Origin of the sequence: Alkalibacter saccharofermentans DSM 14828 (genome assembly GCF_900128885.1) — a bacterium.
Lineage (GTDB): Bacteria > Bacillota > Clostridia > Eubacteriales > Alkalibacteraceae > Alkalibacter > Alkalibacter saccharofermentans.
On record NZ_FQTU01000005.1, the window covers coordinates 19,967 to 43,936 of the forward strand.

Sequence of the window (23,970 nt, forward strand, 5' to 3'; positions counted from 1 at the left end):
ATGAAAACAGTCATTTTGATTGCAAAAAAGACAAATAGCTCTTTCTACTTGTCTTAAGATATTGTGAAATACCCTAGCTTATAGTCGAAAAATTTACGGTTTTTCGGTAGAGACTTCCAGGCCATATCCCTGATTTTATATAAGATAGCTGCGATTGGTTTATGATATTTTTATAAGTATAGTATTGTTCAATTTATTTGTCAATAAGAATCAATATAAATGAATATTCTGAAAATTCCCTATGAACAAAGGACCTTCCATATATGTGAAGGTCCTGGAAATTATATCTGAAGTTTTAAATCACCATCTTTGATCCAGTTCATTTTTCTTAAGAGCTCAGATACCGATAGGGTAATAATAGCTGGCAGCAAGAAGTGGAGCAGTATGATTCCCATCCAAACAAAGCCCGTTCCCCCCATTGCCTCTAAAGTTCCAAACTGGCCTACAAAACCGCTTGTACCCATACCTGATCCATATGGCACGTTTTCCATCTTAAAAAAGACTGTAGCCACAGGACCTAGGATTGCGGATGAGATGATGGGCGGTATCCACACCTTGGGATTTTTAACTATGTTGGGCATCTGAAGCATGGAAGTGCCTATTCCCTGAGCCAACAATCCACCCATTTTATTTTCCTTGTAGCTCATTACCCCAAAGCCTACCATCTGGCAGGCACAACCTACTGTCGCCGCGCCTGCAGCCAGTCCGCTTAATGACAGCATCAAACCTATTGCTGCAGAACTGATTGGAAGGGTTAGGGCGATGCCCATCAGGACAGAAACGATAATCCCCATCGGTATGGGCTGCTGCTCAGTTGCCCACATGATTACCTGACCGAATCCTGTCATAAACGCGGCTATCACAGGACCTACGAAAAATGCGGCCATTCCGCCGGTTATAATAGTTGTTGCAGGCGTTATTATTATGTCCACCTTAGTTTCCTTTGAAACAAGCTTTCCGAATTCAGCACCGACTATTCCCGCTAACAGTGCAGATACCGGGTCTCCACCGATCATTCCGTTGATGGCAGATGCAAATATTACAAGAGGGGGAGCCTTTAGCGCGTATGCTACAGCAACTGCAATTGCCGGTGCAGTCATCGCCCTGGCCGCCGGCCACACTACTTCTGTTAAGAAAGCTATCTTAAGAACTACGCCAATCTGGTTTAATATGCTGCCGATTATAAGAGTGGCAAACAAGGCATAGGCCATAAATCCCAAAGTGTCAATAAGATATCTTTTGACTGTGAACCGTATATCTTTCTTAGCTAAAAAATCATTTATCTTTCCCATCTCCAGCTCCTCAAATAAAATTTAATTGAATAATTCCATCTGTAAATTTTATACCAAGGCATGACATCTGTCAATACAGCTGTATTAACAATAAAAAACCCTGTACCATTTCTAGTACAGGGTAGTTATGTTACATCATTGGCATTCCGCCGCCCATGCCGCCTGGCATAGCCGGTTCGTCTTTAGCAATCTCCACAACAGCAACCTCAGTTGTAAGGAACATTGCAGAAACGCTTGCCGCGTTTTGAATCGCAGAACGGGAAACCTTAGTAGGATCGATGATGCCTGCCTGGAACATGTCAACATACTGACCGTTGGCAGCGTCAAAGCCCATTCCCTCTTCTTTGTTCTTTAGGTTCTCGACTACTACAGAACCTTCCAAACCTGCATTTGCAGCGATTTGTCTGATTGGCTCTTCGATAGCTCTTCTTATGATGGATGCGCCTGTCTTTTCGTCTCCTTCAAGAGTCTCTAAAAGTGCTTCCAAAGGTTTTATCGTATTGATGTAGGCTGTACCTCCACCGCTTACCACGCCTTCTTCCACAGCAGCTCTTGTTGCGTTAAGGGCATCTTCAATCCTGTATTTTCTTTCCTTAAGCTCAGTTTCAGTAGCAGCACCAACCTTGATTACTGCAACTCCGCCAGCAAGCTTTGCCAGTCTTTCCTGAAGCTTTTCTCTATCATACTCAGAATCGGTTTCCGGAATCTGCTTTCTGATCTGGTTGATTCTTTCTTCAACCGCTTCTCTTTGTCCTTCACCTTCAACGATGATGGTGTTTTCCTTGTCGACTTTGATCTGTCTTGCTCTACCAAGCTGCTCTACAGTCACGTTCTTAAGCTCAAGTCCCAGCTCGTCTGAAATAACCTCAGCGCCTGTTACTGCTGCGATGTCAGAAAGCATTGCTTTTCTTCTGTCCCCAAATCCTGGAGCTTTAACCGCTACGCAGTTGAAAGTTCCTCTTAATTTGTTTACCACTAATGTAGCAAGAGCTTCTCCCTCTACATCTTCAGCGATTATAAGAAGCTTTCCGCCTTGCTGTACGATCTGCTCTAAGATAGGAAGGATTTCCTGAATGTTGTTGATCTTTTTATCCGTAACCAAAATGTAAGGGTTGTCAAGGACAGCTTCCATTTTATCAGTATCTGTTACCATGTAAGAAGAAAGGTATCCTCTGTCAAATTGCATTCCTTCTGTGAATTCAAGCTCAGTGTCCATAGACTTGCCTTCTTCAACAGTGATGACACCGTCGTTGCCTACCTTTTCCATAGCATCTGAAATCAATTGTCCGATAGTTCTGTCAGCAGCTGAAATAGAAGCTACCTGTGTGATTTCTTCTTTATTCTCAACTTTTTTGCTCTTAGTCTTAAGCTCGTCCACAACTACGGTGACAGCTTGTTCGATGCCTTTTTTAAGTCCCATAGGGTTTGCTCCGGCCGCAAGGTTTTTAAGTCCCTCTCTGATGATCGCCTGAGCAAGAAGGGTAGCAGTAGTAGTACCGTCACCTGCAACGTCGTTAGTCTTTGTTGCAACTTCCTTTACAAGCTGAGCTCCCATATTTTCAAACTGGTCTTCAAGCTCGATCTCTTTTGCAATTGTAACACCGTCATTTGTTATGATAGGTGAGCCAAAGCTTCTAGATAAAACTACATTTCTTCCCTTTGGTCCCAAAGTGATTTTTACAGTATCAGCAAGCTTGTCCACGCCGTTGACCAGTGCGGTTCTTGCATCGCTAGAAAATTTTAAATCCTTAGCCATTAATCTTTCCTCCTATAAGTTGTATTCAATGTGCTTATTCTACTATCGCTAAAATATCGTTCTGACGCACTATCAGGTATTCTTCTCCGTCAACTTTGAATTCAGTTCCGGAGTACTTGGAAAATACTACCTTGTCGCCGACTTTAACTTCCAATGCTACCTTTTTTCCGTCTAAAACTTCACCGCTTCCAACTGCGATAACTTCACCTTCCTGTGGCTTTTCCTTTGCACTTCCAGGTAATACGATTCCGCTTGCAGTAGTAGCCTCTTCTTCTTTGACTTTAAGAACAACTCTGTCTCCCAATGGTTTCAACATGCTCTAATAACCTCCTTGTACGATAAAGTTTCTTTTTTTATTGTTAGCACTCATTGAGACTGAGTGCTAATTGCATCTATAATGATACAAAATATAAATAAAAATGTCAACATAAAATGCTGACATTTTCCCTTAATTTCAAATCAAATTCATAAAAAAACCAATTAACACCGGCACGAAAACCGCAGGCAGCATATTGCCGAGCTTCAGCCTCTTGATTTTGAGCATGTTTATCCCTATGCCAAAAATTAAAACTCCTCCTACTGCAGTCATTTCCACTATCACTTCCTGAGCCAAAAAGGGCTTGATGAGACCCGACAGCAATATTATAGTCCCCTGATAAACGAAGACGGATATAGCCGAAAGCACAACGCCAATACCCATGGCGGATGCAAAAATCACCGACATTATCCCATCGAGAAATGACTTTGCAAATAAAATCTCGTGATTTCCCTGCAAACCGCTTTGAAGCCCTCCCATTATCGCCATGGCTCCCACGCAAAAAAGCAGGGAAGCCGTCACAAATCCCTGAGTTACATTTGCAGAATTTTTCATTCTGCTCTGAAAGAAGTCCCCAAGATCGTTAAGCTTTTTTTCTATATCAATTGCCTCTCCAATCAGTGCTCCCAACGCTATGCTCGCAAATAATATAAGAGGATTTTGAGTGGTTATTCCCTGACTGACCCCGTAGACCATTATGCTGATTGCCAAGGCCTCCACCATGAGATCGCTGAATCTGTCCGCTATTTTATTTTTAAAGGCAACTCCAAAGATACTCCCTGCTATTATGGCCAATGCATTTACTATATTACCGGTCATTTTACCTCTCCTGTCTCTAATTGATTCTCTCTTGCATAGTAAAACAAATACTGTTGGGCAAAGCCTGCCAAGTCCCCCCACATTTCCCGGGCAATGCTCTTGATTTCATCAGGCTTTGAATCTTTTTTCAGGTAAAGGGCTTCCGTAACTCTTTTTACCCACACATCCACCGGATAGCTTTCGTATTTAGCTCCTCCGTAGAGCAGGACGCAATCTGCAACTTTAGGCCCTACCCCTTTTATTTTCATGAGTTCTTTGGCTCCTTGTTGATAATTCGTTTTTCTGATGGAGCCTATGTCCACTTCACCCAAGTGCACTTTTTCCACTGCATCTATTATGTAACCGGCTCTGTAGCCGCATTTTATATCCCCCAAATCATCACACCCTGATCCATAGATATCCTCAGGATTCGGAAACGTAAAGAGAACTTGGCCTTTATAGTCCACCGGGTTCCCAAAAATGCTGCAGAGACCGTCCACTATTTTTTTAATTCTTTTTATATTGTTGTTGCTGGATATTATAAAGGAGACCAGGGCTTCCCATTCATCTTGAAGCAAGATCCTAATGCCATTGCCGTATTGTGTAGCTTTAATCATATTTTTTTCTGTAGAGACCTTCTCAATTATCTCTCCGTAATCTCGCCTAAGGTCAAGATAATCCATCCAATAATTCTCGAAGGCGTCCCTGTCCGTGCCTCTGAATATGAACCTGTCACCTTTCTGTTCAATTTCAAGTACCCTGCCCCTTGAAACTCCCAAATACCCGTTTTCGTAAACTTTATTCCACCTGAAGCACTGTCCGCACTCAAAAGTCTGCACCAGGTCGAATTCAGTTATCTTGGCTTGGATTTCATTATTTATTACTGAAAAATCCTTTAACAATGTATTTCCCCCACTCGTGAGAATGTAATTTAACAACACTTCTAAAACTTATGTTATAATTAAGCTGATATTTCATAGCATAATACTTTCACAAAGGAGTTTCAAGATGTTCGTTCAAAATACCCTAAAAACAATAACAAATGGCCTTCTGTTGATTTTTTTGCTCGTAGCAAGCACCCTGTTGAATGCAGCTGAATTTTTGCAGTATTTCATAGCTGATAACACTCACAGCTTTCTGGAGCTTCCCCTCGAGACCGCATCCGTTGTGGAATTCTTTGTTCAACTTATCCTGACTCTATTGGTACTTGCCATAAGCATTTGGATGATCAGGATGCAAAAAGACAGCGTCTTAATAAATTATTTCATATGCATCTGGTTCATGGCAATCAATATTTTCAAGCTGATATTTTACATCCCCAACATCAGTTTCGATCAAGAGTACATTTGGTTTGCTTTAAAGCAGTTTATCCCACTGATTCCATGTGGTTTGATAACTGCAATGGCATTTTTGAAGCTGACTGATTTAAAATACGAAAAATACTGACCTTGCCTTGATCATAAAATAGAAAATGCCCATCAGGGCATTTTCTATTTTGTAAATTTATTTATTATAGCTTTAGCCAGGTTTTCTATAGTTACCTTCTTTTCCATGCTGGTGTTTCTTAGATATTTGTAGGCATCTTCCTCAGAACAGTGCTTCATCTCCATGATTATTCCTTTGGCTCTTTCTATTGTCTTTCTGTCTGCAAGGGTCTTCTTCAGCTTTAATATTTCGCTTTCAAGGCTTACAAGCTTTTTACCAAATATCATCGCCCCTTTTACCATTTTATTGAGCTCGCTTGACTCAACTCCTTGGTTTATAAAGTTAAATATCCATCCCTTTTCAATCCAATCTGTAAAGTCCGCCCTTGGCTGGCTAGTAACGAGTATGACCGGGCAGATTTTTTCAGCGTAAACGGTATTTACAATATCTAACGTCCTGAACCCTTTGATTTCTTCGTCTATTATGATCAGATCTACATTCCTCGATCTTGCAGCGCGAATCAAGGCATTGCCTTCTTCGAATTCTATCGTTTGAAAACCGTTTTTTTTCATCAAGCCCAAAACGGCAGTCTCTGTTTTTTTATTGGTTAGACCTATTATCACAGTACCCATTATCATATTTTTTACCTGCCTATTTATGTTATAATTAATATAATTTCTTCTATTATAAAGCATTCATCTACTAAAATAAATATTTGGAGTGTTATTTATGACCAAAAAATTTTTTTTAATCCTTTTAATTCCATTATTATTGCTCTCAGCATGCTCAAAAGACTATGTAAATGACAGCGAAGGCCAGATACCTTTCCCTGAACAGTCTGCAGTCCTGACTGATGGAGAGTACTTTGCTTCCTTCGAGCACGGCAACAACGAAGGTTATCGTCCTGAAATGACTGTCACTGTAAAAGAAGGTCTCATCACTCGGGTAAATTACCGTGAGGTTTCTTTGGATGGAAAGGACAAAATATCCGACGCTGAATATTTCGAAGCCTTCAAGGAAGAACACAACCTAGACCTCCAAGCCTTATATCTGCGCCTTTACACCAACCTTATAAAAAACCAGAGCACTAACAGCCTGCCTTCTACCGGGGATTTTCCCGACATGCGAAATTATTTCAAGAGACTCTCAGACAGCATAATCCTAAGCGCCAGGAGAGGCTTAACCGATCCTTCTTTGATATCCATGGATGATATCTACTATGAAGCCGGAGAGTACGACAGCAACGGCTACAAGGGCAGAATTTCAATAACATATGTCAACAACGTAATTATCGATGTTCAGTATACCGAGATGAACCAAAACGACGAGCCCAAGGAGGATATGGAGGATCTTGATGAAGTATACCAGCAGCACTATGGGATGTCTATTGGGGAAATGTTCGGTTTATACACCAATCAGATAATTCAAAACGATTCGATCGCCCCCTTGGATTCAATCACAGGGGCCACAAGGACCCAGGAAAAGATCAATTCACTTTTAGATATCATCCGAGAAAGGAGATTTCCTTTCGAAATGGAAAAAGCCGATGATTAGTCGGCTTTTTTGCTTAGATGGTTGTCAGGTACATATCAAGCTCCCACTGGCTTACCTTGGTTCTGTAGCTGTCCCACTCCTGCATCTTGTTTTCGATGTATTTAACTTGCGCATGTGGCCCTAAGGTCTCCATGAGAAGCTCATCAGCCTGAAGCTCTTGAATGGCCTCTTTTAAAGTGCCGGGTAGAGAATCTATACCCTGTTCTTCTTTTTCCTTAAGGCCCATTTCATATACATTTGAAAATACCGGAGGCGGCGCCTCAAGGTCGTTCTTGACACCATCAAGACCTGCAGCCAAGCTTGCAGCCAGAGCCAAGTATGGATTTGCCGACGGATCCGGGTTTCTCATTTCCACCCTGGTTGACGGTCCCCGTTTTGCAGGGATTCTTATAAGCGGGCTTCTATTCTTCGGCGACCATGCAATATATACAGGTGCTTCATAACCGGGAACTAGTCTTTTGTACGAATTTACAGTTGGATTGGTAAGCGCTGCCATACCTCTGGCATGCTTAATAAGTCCTGCAATGTACTTGTATGCTGTGTCGCTTAACTCGTAAGGCCCATCGGGATCATAAAATGCGTTCTTTCCGTCCTTGAAAAGTGACTGGTTAAGGTGCATCCCAGAGCCGTTGATTCCAAAAATCGGCTTCGGCATGAAAGTGGCGTGCAATCCATGTCTTTGAGCGATAACCCTTACCACCATTTTAAATGTCATGATGTCATCTGCCGCCTCTAGAGCGTCTGCATATTTAAAGTCTATCTCGTGTTGTCCAGGAGCTACCTCATGGTGGGATGCTTCAATCTCAAAGCCCATCTCCTTTAAGGTTACCACCATGTCCCTTCTGGCACTCTCTCCCAAGTCCACAGGAGCAAGATCAAAGTATCCTGCGTTGTCGTGAGTCTTAAGAGTAGGATAGTTGTTTTCATCAACTTCAAAGAGAAAGAACTCGCACTCGGGACCTACGTACATGGTATAGCCCATATCCTCGGCTTCTTTTACTTTTTTCTTTAAAATATTTCTCGGACATCCGGAAAATGGCGTGCCGTCGGGATTGTAGATGTCACAAATCAGCCTTGCTTCCCTGCCTACCTGAGGCTTCCATGGAAATACGACGAAAGTGTTTAGATCCGGCTTTAGGTACATGTCCGACTCTTCGATTCTCACAAACCCATCAATGGATGATCCGTCAAACATGATTTCGCCATCCAATGCTTTTTCCAGCTGTTCATAACTGATGGATAGGTTCTTCATAACTCCGTTTAAATCAGTAAACTGCAAGTGAATGAACTCCACGTCCAAATCCTTCGCATTTTGTAAAATTTGGTCTTTTGTAATTGCCATATTACGCGCCTCCTCTATATTTCGTTTCATAAGCTGAGTAAAATATAAAAATATAAAAAACGCCTATCCCAGGTATCCTATGTTCCTTGAATAGACGTCATTGTCTTGTATAAACTTGTTTATGATATACATTCTATAGACAATTTCATTTGATGTCAATAGGAATCTAAATGTTTAAACTGTCTTCATTCATTAGATATGTAAGTGTGTAAAGGCTTTCGCTTATTGCTACATTTTCGATTACTACATTATCCGGCACGGAAACATCTGTCGGTGCAAAGTTCCATATTGCCTTTACATTGTTTTCTATAAGCGTGTCTGCTACGCTTTGGCTGTGCTCCTTAGGCACACAAATAATGCCTATTTGTATATCATTGCTCTTTACGTATTCACCAAGATCTAAAATATCCAGAATCTTGATGTCTCTGATCGTATTGCCAATAAGCCTCGGATTTACGTCAAACATAGCTTTAAGAATAAATCCTTCTCTTTTAAATCCTTCATAGTTGGCAATTGCCTGTCCCAAGTTTCCGGCACCTACAATAACACAGTTATACGATTTGCTAAGCCCCAGTATGCTTCCAATTTCCTTTTGAAGCTCTATAACGTTATAACCGTATCCCTGCTGACCAAATCCCCCAAAGCAATTCAAGTCCTGCCGTATTTGAGATGCAGTAAGGCCCATAAGTTTTCCGAGTTCTTTTGATGATATTCTCATGACATCGTTGTGTATTAAATCTCCCAAGTATCTATAATATTTAGGCAGCCTTCTAACGACAGCCATGGAGACCTTTATTGAATTTCTCTGCATGTCAATACTCCTTTCGATCACATATAAAAACTATAATTTTAATTATAACAATGTGAATTTTTATTGTCAATTTTTTGTTTTTGTATTTTATTGTGTTTTTACTAACTTTTCAAATCCGAATACAAACTTGGGATACAATTCCATCAAACAAAGGTATAATTGAATATTCCCTAATATTATAGTAATATATTGATAGTAAAAAGGCAAAACAAACTTGGAGGAAATCATGCTAGTTAGTGCTAATAATATAGAAAAAAGCTTCGGCGTGGAAACCGTGCTGAAAAATGTAAGCTTTATGGTAGATGACAACAGCAAAATAGGGATAGTGGGCAAAAACGGTACGGGAAAGAGCACCCTGTTCAAGATAATCGCAGGAATAACCCCCTATGACAGCGGCAGCATCGACTACGCCAAAAATCTGTCTATCGGATATCTTTCCCAGGAATCCAGCTTAAATGAAGACAACCGGTTATACGAAGAGGTCATATCGGTATTTGACCACATAATCGACATGGAGCGTGAAATGAGGACGATGGAAGTTGAAATATCCAAAAATCACGACAGGGATGTGGAAAGTCTCCTAAACAAATATGCTCAGCTTACAGAAAAATTCGAAGACATGTCCGGCTACGAATACGAAAGCAGAGCCCGTGGAATATTGATTGGACTCGGCTTTGCTCCGGAAGAGTTTGACAGACCTGTCGCTGCTTTCAGCGGAGGAGAAAAAACCAGGATATCCCTTGCAAAGATGATCCTCACCAACCCGCAGCTTCTTCTTTTGGACGAGCCAACCAACTTTTTGGACATAGAAACCATCCAATGGCTTGAAAGCTACCTTAAAAATTACAGCGGATCCTTTATAATCATTTCCCACGATAGGTATTTTCTCGATTCACTTGTTACCACCGTGTTCGAAATTGAAAACAAGACCTTGACCCGTTACAACGGCAACTTCAGCGAATATGTCAGAAGGAAGCAGGAAAACCTGGAAAGCCAGCTGCATCAATACAAGCTGGAACAAAGAGAGATACAGCGCCAGGAAGAGATAATAAAGCAGTTCAGGCAGTTCAACAGGGAGAAGAGCATTAAAAGAGCTCGCAGCCGTGAAAAGATGCTGGACAAGATGCCTAAAAGCGACAAGCCGTTTATCGACAATCGCAAGGTATCAATGAAATTTGAACCTAAGATCCAAAGCTCTAAGCTTGTGCTTGAAGTGGATGACCTGGCAAAGAGCTATGATTCCAACCTGTTCAATTCCATCAGCTTCAATGTATTCCGAGGAGACAGGATAGGCATCATAGGCGCCAATGGAAGCGGCAAGAGCACAATGCTTAAAATAATCAACGGAGATTTATCTCAAGATCGTGGCCAAGTCAACTGGGGCCAAAAAGTGATCCCCGCATTTTTTAGACAAGATAATGCAGGACTTGATCCGGATTCAACGGTATTGGACGAGGTATGGAACTGCAGGCCCAAAGCAAACGAAGGTGAAATACGCAACATACTATCTTATTTCAAGTTTTATGGGGATGACGCGTTCAAGCCCCTAAACGTCCTCTCCGGAGGAGAGCTAAGCAGAGTATCACTTGCGAGGACTATGCTCTCTGATGCCAACTTCATTATCATGGATGAGCCTACGAACCACCTTGACATGCCTACGGTGGATGTACTGGAAAACGCCTTATCTGACTATACCGGCACCTTATTCATAGTCTCTCACGATAGATACTTCTTAAACAAGACGGTAAACAGGCTATTTGTGCTCAAGGACAACCATCTGGAGATTTACGAGGGCAACTACGACTACTACATCCAAAAGACTCAGGAAGCAAAAATGCTTGAAGATTTAAAAAACAGCCAGCCAGAGAAGACAAAGACTGAAATCGTTCAGGAAAAAAAACTTAAAAATAAGCAGAAAAAAGAGCTTGCAGCACTTAAAAAAGAGATAAGCAGGTTGGAAGAATCTATAATTGTAAAGGAAGAAGAGATTTCTAAACTGGAAAAAATCATTTGCTCTGACGGCTTTTACGACGATTATGACTATTCCTGCAAAATAAATTCGGACTATGAATCTGCTAAATCACAGTTATCCCTGCTTATGGATGATTGGACAGTAAAACAAATGGAAATTGAGGAAAGTTCATAAAAAAATAACAATCCGAATCTTAAGATCCGGATTGTTTCATTTATCTTACTCTGCTGCAGGAGGGGTGAAGACTCTTGAGCCTAGTTCCCTGTCCAACATATGAAGACCTTGAGGATTTCCCTTGATCTTTTTAAGCTGAGCCAGTAAAGTGCTGAAGCTCTCCTCTTCTTCTACTTGTTCGTCTACGAACCAGTTCAGAAGGCTTATGGTGGCATATTCTTTTTCTTCCTGGGCTATATCCATTAAATGGTATATTCTGGAGGAAACGAATTTTTCGTGCTCCAGTGAATATGCAAAAACGTCTACGATATCGTCAAAATCAGCCTTTGGATCGTCAAAGCCTTTTAAGACCGCTTTTTCTCCTCTGCTGTTTAAGAATCCGTAGAATTTCATCGCATGGAATCTTTCTTCATCAGCTTGAGCTATGAACCAGGTTTCAAAACCAGGCAGGTCATTTTCCGAGCAGAAGGAAGCCATGGATAGATACAAATGCGCCGAAAAGAATTCATACTTTATTTGTTCATTGATTTCATCAATAAGTTTCTTGCTTAACATATTATTGCCCTCCTTAAATTTAAACTATACCTATTTATATATACCATCATCCGCTGCCTATCAAACATTTAAAAGCCCATTCACAGGTTGTTTTTTGATTTAATTTGCAATAAAGTTTTTCTTGACATCAAAAACCCTTGATTTTTAAAGGTTTCACTTTTAAGTATTCTTAAATTTTTTCAGTGTTTTCAATGGAGTTATTAACATTTTCCACAGTTATCCACCTACTTGTCCACAGAACATCCAGTTATCCACCTTGATTTCTCGACCTTTCAAAGACTTATCCACATTTTACTGTCCGTTTACATTCTGTTTACAAACAGGGTGTAGACAACTTTTCATGCTCCCTCACCCAATTTTAAGATTTGGTTTTGCCGTTAAATTTTCAGGGGCAAAAACTCCTTTTTGGTATTTGTGATAACCGGCTCCTGCTATCATGGCAGCATTATCTGTACACAAACTGGGGGCAGGATAATCAAGAGCGATACCATGGGCGTCACACTTTTCCCTCATCATTTTTCTAAGCAGGCTGTTGCATGCAACCCCCCCTGACAAACAAACCCTATCAGTCTTATAATCCAGCGCGGCCTTAATAGTCTTCTCTGTCAAAACCTCTACCACAGCCATTTGAAAGCTTGCTGCGACGTCTTCTGGTCTGTATTTAATGTTTTTCATCTTCATGCCGTTCAGATAGTTTAGCACCGCAGACTTTAAACCACTGAAGCTAAAGTCATAGCTGTCATCTTCCAGGTATGCTCTTGGAAACTGTACAAAATCAGGATCCCCTTCAAGTGCTGCCTTGTCTATTGCAGGTCCTCCAGGGTAACCAAGACCCAGAGTCCTTGCTATCTTGTCAAAAGCTTCACCTGCCGCATCGTCCCTCGTCTGACCTAGTACATCGTAGCTGTCGTAATCTTTGACGTATATCAGATGTGAATGTCCTCCCGAAGCAACCAAAGTTACAAAGGGAGGCTTTACGCTTTCATTTCCGATATAGTTGGCGCTGATATGACCGTCTATGTGATTGATTCCTACAAGAGGCTTTTTAGCAGCATAGGCAAAAGACTTCCCGAAGGATAGTCCCACTAGCAGGCTCCCTACCAAACCCGGCCCGTAGGTGGCCGCAACTGCGTCTATGTCACTGTATCCAATACCTGCTTCCTTAAAGGCCATATCCACTATTGACGATATCTTTTTTACATGATTTCTAGATGCAACCTCAGGAACAACTCCTCCAAATGGCTGGTGTATTTCTATTTGTGAATAAATTATATTGGAGAGAACCTCTCTGCCGTTTTTTACGATGGCTGCGGATGTCTCATCACAGGATGTTTCAATTCCCAATATTAAAACGTCTTTCATTTGTCACCTCTTTTTTTAGCATGATCCAATAAAATAATAAAATTGCCGTCATGGCGCCTGAGGAAATTATCAATATCCTCTTAACTATGTTGATAAAAAAGTTTAGTGGCACCATATTTATCAACACGCTGTCCCTTGGATCGAGAATCCAGTAGTCGTTTGAAAAGAAAACCTCATGAAACAGGTTGAAATACCTGTTGAAATCGTAAAATAGCAGCCCTGCAGTCAACACCAACAGGATAAAATAAGATACTGCGGCATACAGCAGGCTTTTTAGCAGCCACTTCTTCCCGGTAAATGCCCCATATGCAAGAATAAATAAAAGAAGCACTGCACCGGCGTTTCTTAAAATTATCCCCCTGTCAAAGAGCACCCTGACATCCTCCATGTGTACGATCTCCCTTTCATTGAAGATCTCACCCTCGACGGAGTTTATCACGCCTGTTATATTGAAGTCGTCTCTATTGCCGAACAGATAGTCCTGAATCTCACCTGTAACCCTCATCAGCTCCTGGATTTCCATACCGGTGGCTTGCTCTACATTGTTGATTTCATACTGTTCCAAAAAGAACCCCTCTGATTTTACCACTATTTCAAGACTGGTTAAGAGCACTACGAAAGGTACCAGCAACACAACCAATATTTTTATTATCTTATCTCTCATGGTTTCCTCCACATCACTACCGCATCTTCACCGTTATCGCTATAGTAGTTTTTTCTTATTCCGGCGGCCTTGAACCCACAGTTCATGTAAAGGCCGAGAGCTGAGGCGTTGCTTTTTCTTACTTCAAGGGTGAATGTATCGATTCCTTCGGCAGCTCCCTTTTTAATCAAGTTATTCAACAGCTGTTTCCCAAATCCCTTGCCTCGGTAAGGCTCGTCGACAGCAATATTTGTAATATGGCCTTCTCCGTGAATATGCCAAATGCCTGCATACCCTGCAATATCTCCTTCAGTTACGATTACAAAGTATCTTGCCAATGGATTTTCCAGCTCTTCTTCAAACATATCTCTAGTCCAAGGCACCTTAAAGCACCTAAGCTCCAATGCCACGACAGAATCCAAATGTTCGCTTCTCATCGGCAGGATTACTACCGGCTTATTCTCTGTCATCGAATCTCCCTGTTGTAATACGTCATCTTTCCAACTGTGTTTTCATAGGATTGCCTCAGTTTATCTGCTGTCTGTCCAGTTAAGTCCATGGTATTTAAAGCATCTTTTACAGGCAGCACCTCATATCTGAGCCTTCCTTGGGACTCGTATCTATGTACCCAAGTAGGTGTATAGTTTACGGTTTTTAAAACTGTTTTCCCAGTCACCATATCCTTTTCTATTTTTATCTGAACTATCACGCCGTCTTCCGTATAATTTCTTGCACTGATGGAAGGCAGGGTCTCTCTTCTCTGATTGGAAATGAAGTTGCCTTGAGAATAGATTATAAATTTATCCTCGCCGTTTACATTGATTATTTCGGATTTTTGAATCACGTGGGGATGACTTCCCAAAATGACGTCCCCTCCCCATTCGAATATCTTCATAGCTAGCTGCTCCTGCTGAGAAGTAGGGGACATTTGATATTCATTTCCCCAGTGCAGTGATACGAATATCATGTCACAGCCTTGGTCCTTCGCTTTATTTATATCCTTCTTAATCTTATCCTCGTCTATGCGGTTTATCATATAGCTTAGCTCTGCAGGCGTCAAAAGGCTGTCCATGCCGTTTAATCCGTAGGTATATGCGATGAGCCCTACTCTTATTCCGTCGCTTTCTAAAACCGTTATCTCCTCTTCCGGCTCACTGAAGGTGCCGGTGGAAATAAGGCCTCGTTCCTCTATTTGCTCCAAAGTTCTTAGCACGCCGGTTCTTCCCTTATCCAGGGAATGATTGTTTACTGTAGTCAATACATCGAATCCCGCATTTTTGATGCTGTCCAGCACCTCATCCGGTGCATTGAACACAGGATATCCCTGGGGAGTTCCTCCCGCAGTTACAGTCTCAAAATTACCTATTGCAAAGTCTACAGCATTGAAAAACTTTTCCACATGCATGAAATTCTCGTCAAAGTCGTAAGCGCCTCTTGCAGAATCGTAGGCGTTTGTGATTTGGGTTCCATGATACATAATATCTCCAACCGAGGTAAACGAGGCCACTTGCTTTCGCCCCAAATATTTTCCCTCTGGAGACGTCAATACCCTCCTGACAAAATCCCTCTCAGGTATTGTCACGGCAAATTCAGGAGACGTTCCCTCTTGGTCCGATGAGAACAGCCCTGTTAACCCAACAGCCCCAACGGCGATGATTATGAGTATTATCCCGAGCCTTAAAAATGCTATAGTCTTCTTTTTTGATTTCTTCATGAGCTAAAAACCTCCATAAGCGCTGGCTATTATTTTCTTTTCTTAGGCAGCTCAACTATAAAGCTGCTTCCCTTGTCAGGTTCGCTTTCTACACTGATTTTTCCCTTGTGCTCCCTGACTATCCAGTTGGCAATGCTCAGTCCAAGCCCTGCGCCGCCCTGATCCCTAGAGCGGGCCTTGTCCACTCTGTAGAAACGTTCAAAAATCTTGTCGATATCTCCTTCTGATATTCCCATTCCCGTATCTTTTACCGTTATTATAGCCTTGTCCGTTGTATGCATCAGGGATATGGATATTTTTCCCTTCTCCGGGGTGTATTTTATGCCGTTGTCCAGCAGGATGACCAGCAGCTGGTTTAACTTGTCTTTGTCTCCCGTCAAATGAACGTTGTCAGAAATTATGCTTTCAAATTCGATATCCTTGTCCCTAGCGATGAGCTCAAACTTCTCCCCTGTCTCCCTGACTAGCTTGCTCAGATCTACGTCGCCCATAAAAACCGGTATCTGATTGTTGTCCGCCTGAGCAAGGGTGAGCAGATTTTGTATAAGCTTGCTCATGTTTTCAGTTTCACTGGATATATTCTCAAGCCACTTGGAGTTTTCCATAATCGTTTCTTGTTCCTTCATCCCTAGAAGCTCGGCGGTGGTCTTTATGATCGTAAGGGGAGTCCTAAGCTCATGGCTGGCATCTGCAATAAATTCCTTCTGTCTTTCATAAGCCCTTCGTACAGGCTCAAGAGATTTTTTTGCCATGTGGGCACTGATAAAAATCAGTATTATCACGCTGAAAACTCCTATGCCCATAACTACCAGAAAAATCTGCCTGGTTACAAGGTCATCAATCAGTCTGGACTGATAAACCTGAACGACAGCGCCTTTCCCGTTTGGTGTTTCCACATAGGAACTATATAGTCTGAATTTAACCCCTGAAAGGGTTATGCTTGTAAAGCTGTCCTTCTTTGTGGTCATTACCTGTTGGGCATATACGTATGTCTGATCCATCAGATTCTCACGTAGAACGCTTAAATTCGCAAGCTTCAGATCCTCATCCCATATCACGTAATCAATTCTAGAATAGTCGCTCTGAGAGCTTCCCCCTGACCAGTGAGTCTCATCTGGCAAGGTTATTTCCAGGGTGTCGAATCTGTATATCATCGATACGATATGTTCCTTGCGCTCCACCAGCGTGCTCTTTGCAGAGGAATTGAAAGCGGCGTTTGAAAACCCCACTATGGAATATGAAAATATAAGTAGAAACGCAATCAGAATAAGTGCGTTCATTATTGTAAGCTTTCTGTACAGTTCTTTAAACATCTAATCCATCACCTTAAGTTTGTATCCTATGCTTCTTAATGTTTCTATTTTAATATTTGTATTCTTAAGCTTTTTCCTTAGATTATGTATGTATATCTCTATGTTGTTTTCGTTGACTTCTGCATCAAAGCCCCAGACTCGGTCTAATATCTGCTCTCTGCTGAAAACTTGATCCGGCCTTTTGATGAGCATTTCAAGAAGAAGTCCTTCCTTATAGGAAAGCTTCAGCGGATTTCCGTCTACAGTGGCGATGAAATTGTCCAAATCGAAGGTAAAATTACCTATCTCTACGACGTTTTCCATATAATCTGATTCAATCCTTCTACCGAGAGCCCTGATCCTGGCAAAAAGCTCTTTTGCGGAAAATGGCTTGACCAGATAGTCATCTGCCCCTGAGTCCAAACCCTTTACCTTGTCTTCCACCGTGTCCTTTGCAGTCAACATCAAAACCGGCGTTTTGCTTCCTTTTTTTCTTATTTCCCGGAGTATTTCAATGCCATCCTTGCCAGGAAGCATTATATCCAGCACTATCACATCGTAAATCTGATTTAGTGCGTATAAGAGACCTTCCTCTCCATCGTTTGCTATGTCGCATTGGATGTTTTGTAATTTGCAAAGCTCCTGCAGCGCTTCGGTAACCTTCTTTTCATCTTCTACAAATAGTATTTTCATATAGGGCCCCCTCGTATTATAAGAGTATAGCTTTTATTTATATGTAAAACTCGGTTCACGGCTTTCCTGAGAGTATTTCGTCTATTTCTGCTCCCCCAAGGCATTCATCCCCATCGTATAAAACTACCTGCTGTCCAGGGGTGACTGCCTTTTGAGGCTTGTCGAACATTACTTTGATTCGTCCGCCTTCCAATACGTTTAAGACCACGTCTTGGTCTTGCTGTCTGTACCGAAACTTGGCCTTAAGCCTTATGTCTTTGCCTTCCGGAATTTTAGCCGTCCAGTTGACCTTTGAGCCTATGAGGCCGTTGCTGAAAAGTAATGGGTTCATCTCCCCTTGGACTACGTAAAGGGTATTTGTATTAAGATCTTTTTTGTATACAAACCAAGGTTCTCCCGTGCCTTCTCCACCGATGCCCAGTCCCTTTCTCTGCCCCAGGGTGTAGTACATAAGGCCGTTATGAGTGCCCTTGATGTTGCCCTTTGGATCTTTAATCTCGCCTTTTTTTGCAGGCAGATACCTGCTTAAAAACTTTTTAAAGTCCCTCTCTCCAATAAAGCATATACCTGTGGAATCCTTTTTGCCTGCCGTTAGCAATCCGTTTTCTGCAGCTATTTTTCTAACTTCTTCTTTTGGGATATCTCCCAAGGGAAACATGGCTTTTGAAATCTGTTGCTGGCTTAACTGACATAAAAAGTAGGTCTGATCCTTGTTTTTATCTTCTGACTTAAGAAGCCTGCAATATCCGTCCTTTTCCTGAATCTTTGCATAATGTCCCGTTGCCAGGTAGTCAGCGCCTGCAACATTCAGGGCATAGTCTAAAAAAGCCTTGAATTTTATTTCTTTATTACAGAGTATGTCAGGATTTGGCGTCCTGCCTCTCTTGTACTCTTCGAGAAAATACGCAAAGACCCTATCCCAGTATTCTTTGCTGAAATTAACCGTATAATAAGGAATCTCAAGCTTGTCGCATACCCGTCTGACATCTTCGTAATCTTCTTCTGCAGTACATGCTCCGTCATCTTCCGTCTCTTCCCAGTTTTTCATGAAAATCCCGATGACATTGTAGCCTTGTTTTTTAAGCAGCAATGCTGCCACGGAGGAGTCCACTCCTCCTGACATTCCCACCACTACAGTTTTTTTATTTTCTGTCATTAAATCATCCCTCTATTTATTTTGCCTTCCACTCTTCTTCAAATCCTTTTACTACTTCCTCAAAAATCTGCGCTCCCCTTATCATGACAGGGCCGCATTTTTTCGTCTCGTGCTTATGGTCTCTTTTGACGTCCACGCATTCAGTAGACCCAAATTCCTTTTCGAAGGCTTCAACCCACTTTTGAGCAAAAGCTTTTACCTTTTCGTTGGTTGTTGGCTTGTCCTGGGCGTACATGACTCCTGCTGCAGCCAATGCTCCAGTCAGCACTCCGCATGCTTTTTCGCAGTAAAACCCTCCACCAAAAGGAACCATCATTTTCAGCGCCCTGGCGTCAAGGTCTAGACAGTATTCGTCATTACAGCTGTTTAGAAGCGTTTCTGCACAGTTGTAGTGGTATAGCTTATGGTCGTCTCCGTATGCAAATTCACTTTCAACGTATTTTTCCGCCTTTTCACTTAACATACCGATCCCTCCAGATCATTAAGATTTATTATATTGGATATAGATTTTGTTTTCCTTAAGACATCCCCTTCTCTGTTTTGGGACGTAAATAGGATTATCTGCCTGTTTTCGCTTTCTTCTATCAGTATATCCAGAGCCCTTTTTAATCTTTCGTCGTCATATTGCAGAAAAGATTCATCCAAAATCAAAGGGAATCCATCTATCCCGAGTATTTTTGCCATTCCTATTCTAAGTGAGAAATAGAGCTGATCCACTGTTCCCATGCTCAGATGCCTAGCTTCCATAAGCATCCCGGAAACCGGGTCTTCCACGCTGATATTGATGTCTTTTGACACCTTGAAGCTTTTATATCTTTTCGTGATTTTCTCCATTAGCTCGCCTAGCTTCTTGTTAAGCTCCGGAGCTATTTCTGAATGCATTTGCTTTGACGCTTCATTTATCTTATTAATGGCCAAGGCTATGGATTGGGATTTGTTTGTATTCTTAGCCTTCAGCTCCTCCATGTATGCAATATCCTCTTTGATTATCTGCGGAACGCGCACATCCTTTTCCAGCGCCAAGATCTCCCCTTCGTCTTTATCCTTTAGTGTGGTAGTTTGTCCTATCTTGTCCTTCAGCTTTGTAATCTGCAGCTTCAAGCTTTCCGGGTCTTCCTTATAGGATTCAGGCAAACCCTTTCCTCTAAAGAAGTCTTCCAGCTTTTTGTACTCTTCTTTGTCCATGAGCATATCCATGGTCCTTATGACCTCTTCCAGCCTAAGTGCCTTTTTCCTGATATTCTTTTGCTTCTCGTAAGATGCCAATAGCTCTTCAAGACTGTCGACCTGGTAAAGCTCCAGCTTGTCCGAGTGCATTTTTTGCCTGTCTTTATAAGTTTCCTCAAAGTTTTTAATATTCTCTCCCACGTATGCCAATCTGTCCGTCAATATTTTTATCCTGTCTATTTCTTCGCTGTAGCGCAGACGCATAGATTTGATCTGCTCCCATTTTTCTTTAAGATCATTTAGGCTGACCGCATCATATCTTGCCAAGATTTCCTCTACAGACCCATCTATTTCTATAATTCTAGACCTTAAATTTTCCAGTTCCGAACCGGTAATTCCATTGCCTCTGAGCATCAAAAGCTTGAAGGCAAAATATATGGCGACAGCTGCAAAAAATGCCCCTGCTCCAATCATATATATATTGCCGTAAAGGCTTCCTGCATAAAAACAAAGTCCGGCGCAAATCCCGGCGAAAACTAAGCCGGCGGCATTGTTTTTTGGCCTTTTAACGCCTCTTTTTTTGATATCTTGGCTTATGTGTATTTTTTCCTCCTTAAGCTCGAACAATCTGTCTCTATCTTCGAGATAGGATTCACTTATTATGTTTTCATCATGGAGGCTGAATTCATCCTTGAGCCTTGCTATTTCTGACTCGATTTTTGCCAAGTACTCATGGGAGCCTTCTATGTCTTCTCGGAGCCTGCTTAATTCCTGGTGATTCAATAAAATTTCCCTTAAATCCTCTTCGGAAACGAACTGGTTTGTGTGGCTTTCTAAAGCAAGCTCCAAAGAGTCTTGTTCTTCCCTTAGTTTTTTGTAATTGTTGAACTTTTGGTAGATATTCTTCACTTCAAGGTTTTCAAGCCTGTTGATTAGATTCTCAAGCTCCTTTTTCTGTTGATCTTCCTCCAGTGCCAATGCCTTTTTTTGCTCCGTCAGTTCTCTTATCCGTTTTTGTATCTTTTCTGATTTATCAAGTTCATCCTGCAGTGCTACTATTTTTTCTACTATCAGGTTAAGAGGGGATCCTTTTCTTCTTTCAGTGCCATTTTGCTCAAGCTTTTTCTCCAAATTCTTAATCGCCTTGTTTACTGAAATATCTGTCCCGGACTGGCTGTAGTTTAAAATCCTCTCCTTAAGCTCCTCCGCCAGGTCCTCATCGGTTTTTGCCTTTAGCTGAGCGATGCTGACGGTGTTTTTGTACAGATTCCGGTTTAAAATTCCAGGATCTAGCAAGTAGTGCATCTTCGTAGCAGGCTCATAATGGAAAAATCCCGTTATATCCTCCCCTGTAGCTTCGTCATAAATCTTCACTTCGTCTTTGCCCTTAAGAAAATTCCTCTCTATCCTGATGGATTTCCCTTCAGCCTCCAAAAGCATGCTGCCCCGATAATCATTGCCTTCCACGGGCATGTACTTGTCATAATCTTCGTTGTATAGTCTTCTTGACCAGGAATCTTTGAAAAATCCAAATAGCATCCCTTCAATAAATTTGTGCAAGGTCGACTTGCCAGTTTCGTTGCCTCCGTAAACTAGGTTTATCCCATCCTCAAAGAGTATCTTCTCGTTTTTAAATTTGCCGAAAGCTGTCAGATTCAGTTCTTTTATTATCATGGCTGTCTCTCCTGAAGCAGTGCCTCTAAACCGTGGTACAGGGCCTGCCTGTTTGTAATATCGTTTAAATCCAAAAGTGCCATTTCCTTGATGAACCTTCCGATTATGTTGTTTTCATTTTGGGCATAAAGACTCTCTAGATCGTAATCTTTTATGGATGAATCAATAATCTCTACATGGTAAAAGCTGTCAGTCACGCCCTGTCTGACCATGTCCAAATCCACATCGGCGTTGATTATGCCCGTCAAAGTGATTCTGAACAGATCCCTGTTTTTGTTTACCGATAGCTTCTTTATCTTATCGCATATCTGTACATAATCCTCCTCAGGCTGGATTTCAATGGATTCCACATGGAACTGCCTGAACTCAAGGGGTAAAAATTCAGTGGTTACTTCACCCTTTGCCAAGTCCCCTTTTATCACGCCTCTTTTACCTTCGTCCTTAAAGCTTAAGGACAATGGGGAGCCGCTATATTTTATTTTATGACTTTGCTGTATTGGCTTATGAATGTGTCCCATGGCAACGTAGTCAAACTTGTTTAAATACTCCAAATCATTTTTCACCGGAAGATAGGGTGATTCAGAATCTATGGCATCTCCATGGAGTATCAGGACATTGGTTCTGAAAACATCAGGCATGGCACCGATTAGGGGGTGGAGCTCTTTTAAATACTCTCCATTCCATCCGTAGCCCCAGACAGAAAGCCAGTCGTCCACTTTCACTTCCTCAATCTTTTCACCGCTGAAAATATAGGTGTTTTCCGGCCAGTCCACTGCCGTGTATGACATCAATCCACCCAAAGCATCATGGTTGCCTGGTGAAACAAAGATTTTTGTATCTTTCAAGGAATTGAAATACGAAGCCAACATTTTAAGATCCGACATCTTGAACAGGTCATGTTCAAACAGATCCCCTGCAATAAACAAAAAATCTGTCTTCTTGTCTCTGCAGTAGTTTATTATAACATCCAAAGCTTTCCATACATCCACCCTCAAATCCTCCCTGACGCTTTCCGGTAGCCCTGAGGTTTTTAGTCCACAGCCCAAGTGCAGATCTCCTGTATGAATGAATTTATACCTGCTCATTTTTTTCATCTCTCTTTTTATCCATTTGAATTTCAGCCTGGGATTTTCTGAAATAATCCGGTTCAAATTCTTCCCAGGTGTAAATATTTTCTTTCTTCATAGCCTTTTCCCAAGCGGCATAACAGAGCATTCCAGCCTTTGGTATTCTGTAAGGCGCCTTGAGTATAGTCAAGTCTCCATCTTCATGCTCCGGCATTTCACCCAGCTTTTTTATCCCATCCCCGGTAAATGCCACCGGAAGGGCAAAGGACAGGGCAAAGCTTGTTGCTTCTTTTATTCCTGCCACCATATCTTTTTTTACAGACTCAAGCCTGCCATCTTCCCATTTGTAAAAACCTGCATAAACCTGGTCTCTCTGGGCATCCACTATGGGGCATATCAATCCTTGAAATGCTCCTGCTCCGTAAGCCAGTACCTCAAGCAAGGAGACTCCTATTATGGACTTGTCTTCAAACTGGGCCATGCCCTTGACAGAGGCCGCCCCGATTCTAAGTCCTGTAAATGATCCGGGACCATTTACGCATGCAAAGCAGTCAACCTCTGAAAGCGTAAGGGAGGATATCTTTAGAACTTCATCCACCAGATACATCAGCTGCTCCGAGTGGGTCTGCCTGTGGTTTGCAGTAATTTCACAAATGGTTTCGCCGTCAACGCTTATAGCCACCGACGTGGAGGCAGTGGAAGTGTCTATTCCGAGTATAATCATATGTCTTTTCCCCTCTCCCCAAGTTTTTTCTTTAATTCCCTTATCAAGGGGCATGGACCTTTCAAATTGATGATCCGCTCATTTTCGTTTCCTGTCTTTATAATCACTATGTCCAATACCGGCTCCTTTAGATCTTCTCTAATGATCTGAGGCCATTCAATTATGGCGATAGAATTCTTTAGATATTCTTCAAAGCCTATGTCGTATAGCTCTTCAGCGCTCTCCACTCTGTAAATGTCAAAGTGGTAAAGCTTCATGCCTTTAGCTTCATATTCATTGACTATGCTGTATGTAGGGCTGGTAATATAGCCTTCCACACCAAGACCTCTGAGCATTGCCTGGCTCAAAGCGGTCTTGCCTCCGCCCATTTCCCCTTCCAAACAAACTACGTGTCCTTCTGTTAATAAATTTCCTATTTCAAGTCCCAGGGTCAAAGTCTCCTGGGGAGATTTTGACAAATATTTCATTTCACAACAAGCCATC

General features: G+C 41.8%; 24 protein-coding genes and 1 riboswitch. Of the genes, 3 read left to right on the forward strand and 21 right to left on the reverse strand.

From position 1 onward, the window contains the following. Positions 1-61: 61 nt before the first annotated feature. A riboswitch (purine riboswitch) is annotated at positions 62-163 on the reverse strand. 118 nt (positions 164-281) lie between these two features. From BUB93_RS04635 to BUB93_RS04655, 5 genes are all read right to left on the reverse strand, one after another. Then, positions 282-1,292, reverse strand: coding sequence for a PTS sugar transporter subunit IIC (locus BUB93_RS04635; RefSeq protein ID WP_073269920.1), 1,011 nt, complete (start codon positions 1,290-1,292; stop codon positions 282-284). Between the two features lie 130 nt (positions 1,293-1,422). Continuing rightward, entirely contained in the window at positions 1,423-3,048 is a 1,626-nt protein-coding gene (gene groL / locus BUB93_RS04640) for a chaperonin GroEL (protein WP_073269921.1), read from the reverse strand. A gap of 34 nt (positions 3,049-3,082) precedes the next feature. Further along, positions 3,083-3,364 (reverse strand): co-chaperone GroES, encoded by a 282-nt coding sequence (gene groES, locus BUB93_RS04645; RefSeq protein ID WP_073269922.1) that lies wholly within the window; start codon positions 3,362-3,364, stop codon positions 3,083-3,085. A 138-nt stretch (positions 3,365-3,502) separates the two neighbouring features. After that, on the reverse strand, positions 3,503-4,183 hold the full coding sequence (locus BUB93_RS04650; RefSeq protein ID WP_073269923.1) for a DUF554 domain-containing protein: 681 nt from the start codon (positions 4,181-4,183) through the stop codon (positions 3,503-3,505). Continuing rightward, positions 4,180-5,064, reverse strand: a complete 885-nt coding sequence (locus BUB93_RS04655; RefSeq protein WP_073269924.1) for a DNA-3-methyladenine glycosylase family protein — start codon at positions 5,062-5,064, stop codon at positions 4,180-4,182. The genes BUB93_RS04650 and BUB93_RS04655 overlap by 4 nt, the downstream gene beginning before the upstream one ends. Positions 5,065-5,170: 106 nt before the next feature. Between BUB93_RS04655 and BUB93_RS04660 the strand changes: the two genes are divergently transcribed. Further along, entirely contained in the window at positions 5,171-5,608 is a 438-nt protein-coding gene (locus BUB93_RS04660) for a hypothetical protein (protein WP_073269925.1), read from the forward strand. A 44-nt stretch (positions 5,609-5,652) separates the two neighbouring features. Here the strand turns inward: BUB93_RS04660 and BUB93_RS04665 are convergent, their stop codons facing one another. After that, positions 5,653-6,225: an ANTAR domain-containing response regulator gene (locus BUB93_RS04665; RefSeq protein WP_073269926.1), complete on the reverse strand. Its 573-nt coding sequence runs from the start codon at positions 6,223-6,225 to the stop codon at positions 5,653-5,655. Positions 6,226-6,316: 91 nt separating this feature from the next. Between BUB93_RS04665 and BUB93_RS04670 the strand changes: the two genes are divergently transcribed. Further along, positions 6,317-7,141 (forward strand): hypothetical protein, encoded by an 825-nt coding sequence (locus BUB93_RS04670; protein ID WP_073269927.1) that lies wholly within the window; start codon positions 6,317-6,319, stop codon positions 7,139-7,141. A 13-nt stretch (positions 7,142-7,154) separates the two neighbouring features. Here the strand turns inward: BUB93_RS04670 and glnA are convergent, their stop codons facing one another. Beyond that, complete coding sequence (glnA, locus tag BUB93_RS04675; protein ID WP_073269928.1) at positions 7,155-8,483, reverse strand: type I glutamate--ammonia ligase; 1,329 nt, start codon at positions 8,481-8,483, stop codon at positions 7,155-7,157. A gap of 166 nt (positions 8,484-8,649) precedes the next feature. Beyond that, positions 8,650-9,300 carry a redox-sensing transcriptional repressor Rex gene (locus BUB93_RS04680; RefSeq protein WP_278278373.1) on the reverse strand — a complete coding sequence of 217 codons (651 nt, stop codon included), beginning with the start codon at positions 9,298-9,300 and terminating at the stop codon, positions 8,650-8,652. Positions 9,301-9,520: 220 nt separating this feature from the next. On the opposite strand from BUB93_RS04680, the gene abc-f reads away from it, so the two are divergent. Continuing rightward, positions 9,521-11,440: a ribosomal protection-like ABC-F family protein gene (abc-f, locus tag BUB93_RS04685; protein ID WP_084116972.1), complete on the forward strand. Its 1,920-nt coding sequence runs from the start codon at positions 9,521-9,523 to the stop codon at positions 11,438-11,440. Positions 11,441-11,485: 45 nt separating this feature from the next. On the opposite strand, the gene BUB93_RS04690 is transcribed toward abc-f, so the two are convergent. The 13 genes from BUB93_RS04690 to tsaE all read right to left on the reverse strand — a co-directional run bounded on the left by BUB93_RS04690 (position 11,486) and on the right by tsaE (position 23,969). Further along, entirely contained in the window at positions 11,486-11,995 is a 510-nt protein-coding gene (locus BUB93_RS04690; protein ID WP_073269930.1) for a ferritin, read from the reverse strand. A 348-nt stretch (positions 11,996-12,343) separates the two neighbouring features. Next, positions 12,344-13,357, reverse strand: a complete 1,014-nt coding sequence (gene tsaD, locus BUB93_RS04695; RefSeq protein ID WP_073269931.1) for a tRNA (adenosine(37)-N6)-threonylcarbamoyltransferase complex transferase subunit TsaD — start codon at positions 13,355-13,357, stop codon at positions 12,344-12,346. Beyond that, positions 13,329-14,021: a TIGR01906 family membrane protein gene (locus BUB93_RS04700; protein ID WP_073269932.1), complete on the reverse strand. Its 693-nt coding sequence runs from the start codon at positions 14,019-14,021 to the stop codon at positions 13,329-13,331. Before BUB93_RS04700 ends, tsaD begins: the two co-directional genes overlap by 29 nt. Continuing rightward, positions 14,018-14,470 (reverse strand): ribosomal protein S18-alanine N-acetyltransferase, encoded by a 453-nt coding sequence (gene rimI, locus BUB93_RS04705; protein ID WP_073269933.1) that lies wholly within the window; start codon positions 14,468-14,470, stop codon positions 14,018-14,020. The genes BUB93_RS04700 and rimI overlap by 4 nt, the downstream gene beginning before the upstream one ends. Beyond that, the gene (locus BUB93_RS04710) at positions 14,467-15,714 is read right to left on the reverse strand and encodes a CapA family protein (protein WP_073269934.1); all 1,248 of its coding nucleotides are present in this window, start codon (positions 15,712-15,714) and stop codon (positions 14,467-14,469) included. Before BUB93_RS04710 ends, rimI begins: the two co-directional genes overlap by 4 nt. A 29-nt stretch (positions 15,715-15,743) precedes the next feature. Next, the gene (locus tag BUB93_RS04715; protein ID WP_073269935.1) at positions 15,744-17,027 is read right to left on the reverse strand and encodes a sensor histidine kinase; all 1,284 of its coding nucleotides are present in this window, start codon (positions 17,025-17,027) and stop codon (positions 15,744-15,746) included. Beyond that, positions 17,028-17,699 (reverse strand): response regulator transcription factor, encoded by a 672-nt coding sequence (locus BUB93_RS04720; protein WP_073269936.1) that lies wholly within the window; start codon positions 17,697-17,699, stop codon positions 17,028-17,030. Between the two features lie 55 nt (positions 17,700-17,754). Then, positions 17,755-18,855: a tRNA 2-thiouridine(34) synthase MnmA gene (mnmA, locus tag BUB93_RS04725; protein ID WP_073269937.1), complete on the reverse strand. Its 1,101-nt coding sequence runs from the start codon at positions 18,853-18,855 to the stop codon at positions 17,755-17,757. Between the two features lie 16 nt (positions 18,856-18,871). Further along, entirely contained in the window at positions 18,872-19,318 is a 447-nt protein-coding gene (locus BUB93_RS04730) for a C-GCAxxG-C-C family (seleno)protein (RefSeq protein ID WP_073269938.1), read from the reverse strand. Then, entirely contained in the window at positions 19,312-21,696 is a 2,385-nt protein-coding gene (locus BUB93_RS04735) for an ATP-binding protein (protein WP_073269939.1), read from the reverse strand. The genes BUB93_RS04730 and BUB93_RS04735 overlap by 7 nt, the downstream gene beginning before the upstream one ends. Next, entirely contained in the window at positions 21,693-22,781 is a 1,089-nt protein-coding gene (locus BUB93_RS04740) for a metallophosphoesterase family protein (RefSeq protein WP_073270032.1), read from the reverse strand. The genes BUB93_RS04735 and BUB93_RS04740 overlap by 4 nt, the downstream gene beginning before the upstream one ends. Continuing rightward, positions 22,768-23,487 carry a tRNA (adenosine(37)-N6)-threonylcarbamoyltransferase complex dimerization subunit type 1 TsaB gene (gene tsaB, locus BUB93_RS04745; RefSeq protein WP_073269940.1) on the reverse strand — a complete coding sequence of 240 codons (720 nt, stop codon included), beginning with the start codon at positions 23,485-23,487 and terminating at the stop codon, positions 22,768-22,770. The genes BUB93_RS04740 and tsaB overlap by 14 nt, the downstream gene beginning before the upstream one ends. Further along, positions 23,484-23,969 carry a tRNA (adenosine(37)-N6)-threonylcarbamoyltransferase complex ATPase subunit type 1 TsaE gene (gene tsaE / locus BUB93_RS04750; protein ID WP_084116978.1) on the reverse strand — a complete coding sequence of 162 codons (486 nt, stop codon included), beginning with the start codon at positions 23,967-23,969 and terminating at the stop codon, positions 23,484-23,486. The genes tsaB and tsaE overlap by 4 nt, the downstream gene beginning before the upstream one ends. Position 23,970 lies beyond the last annotated feature (1 nt).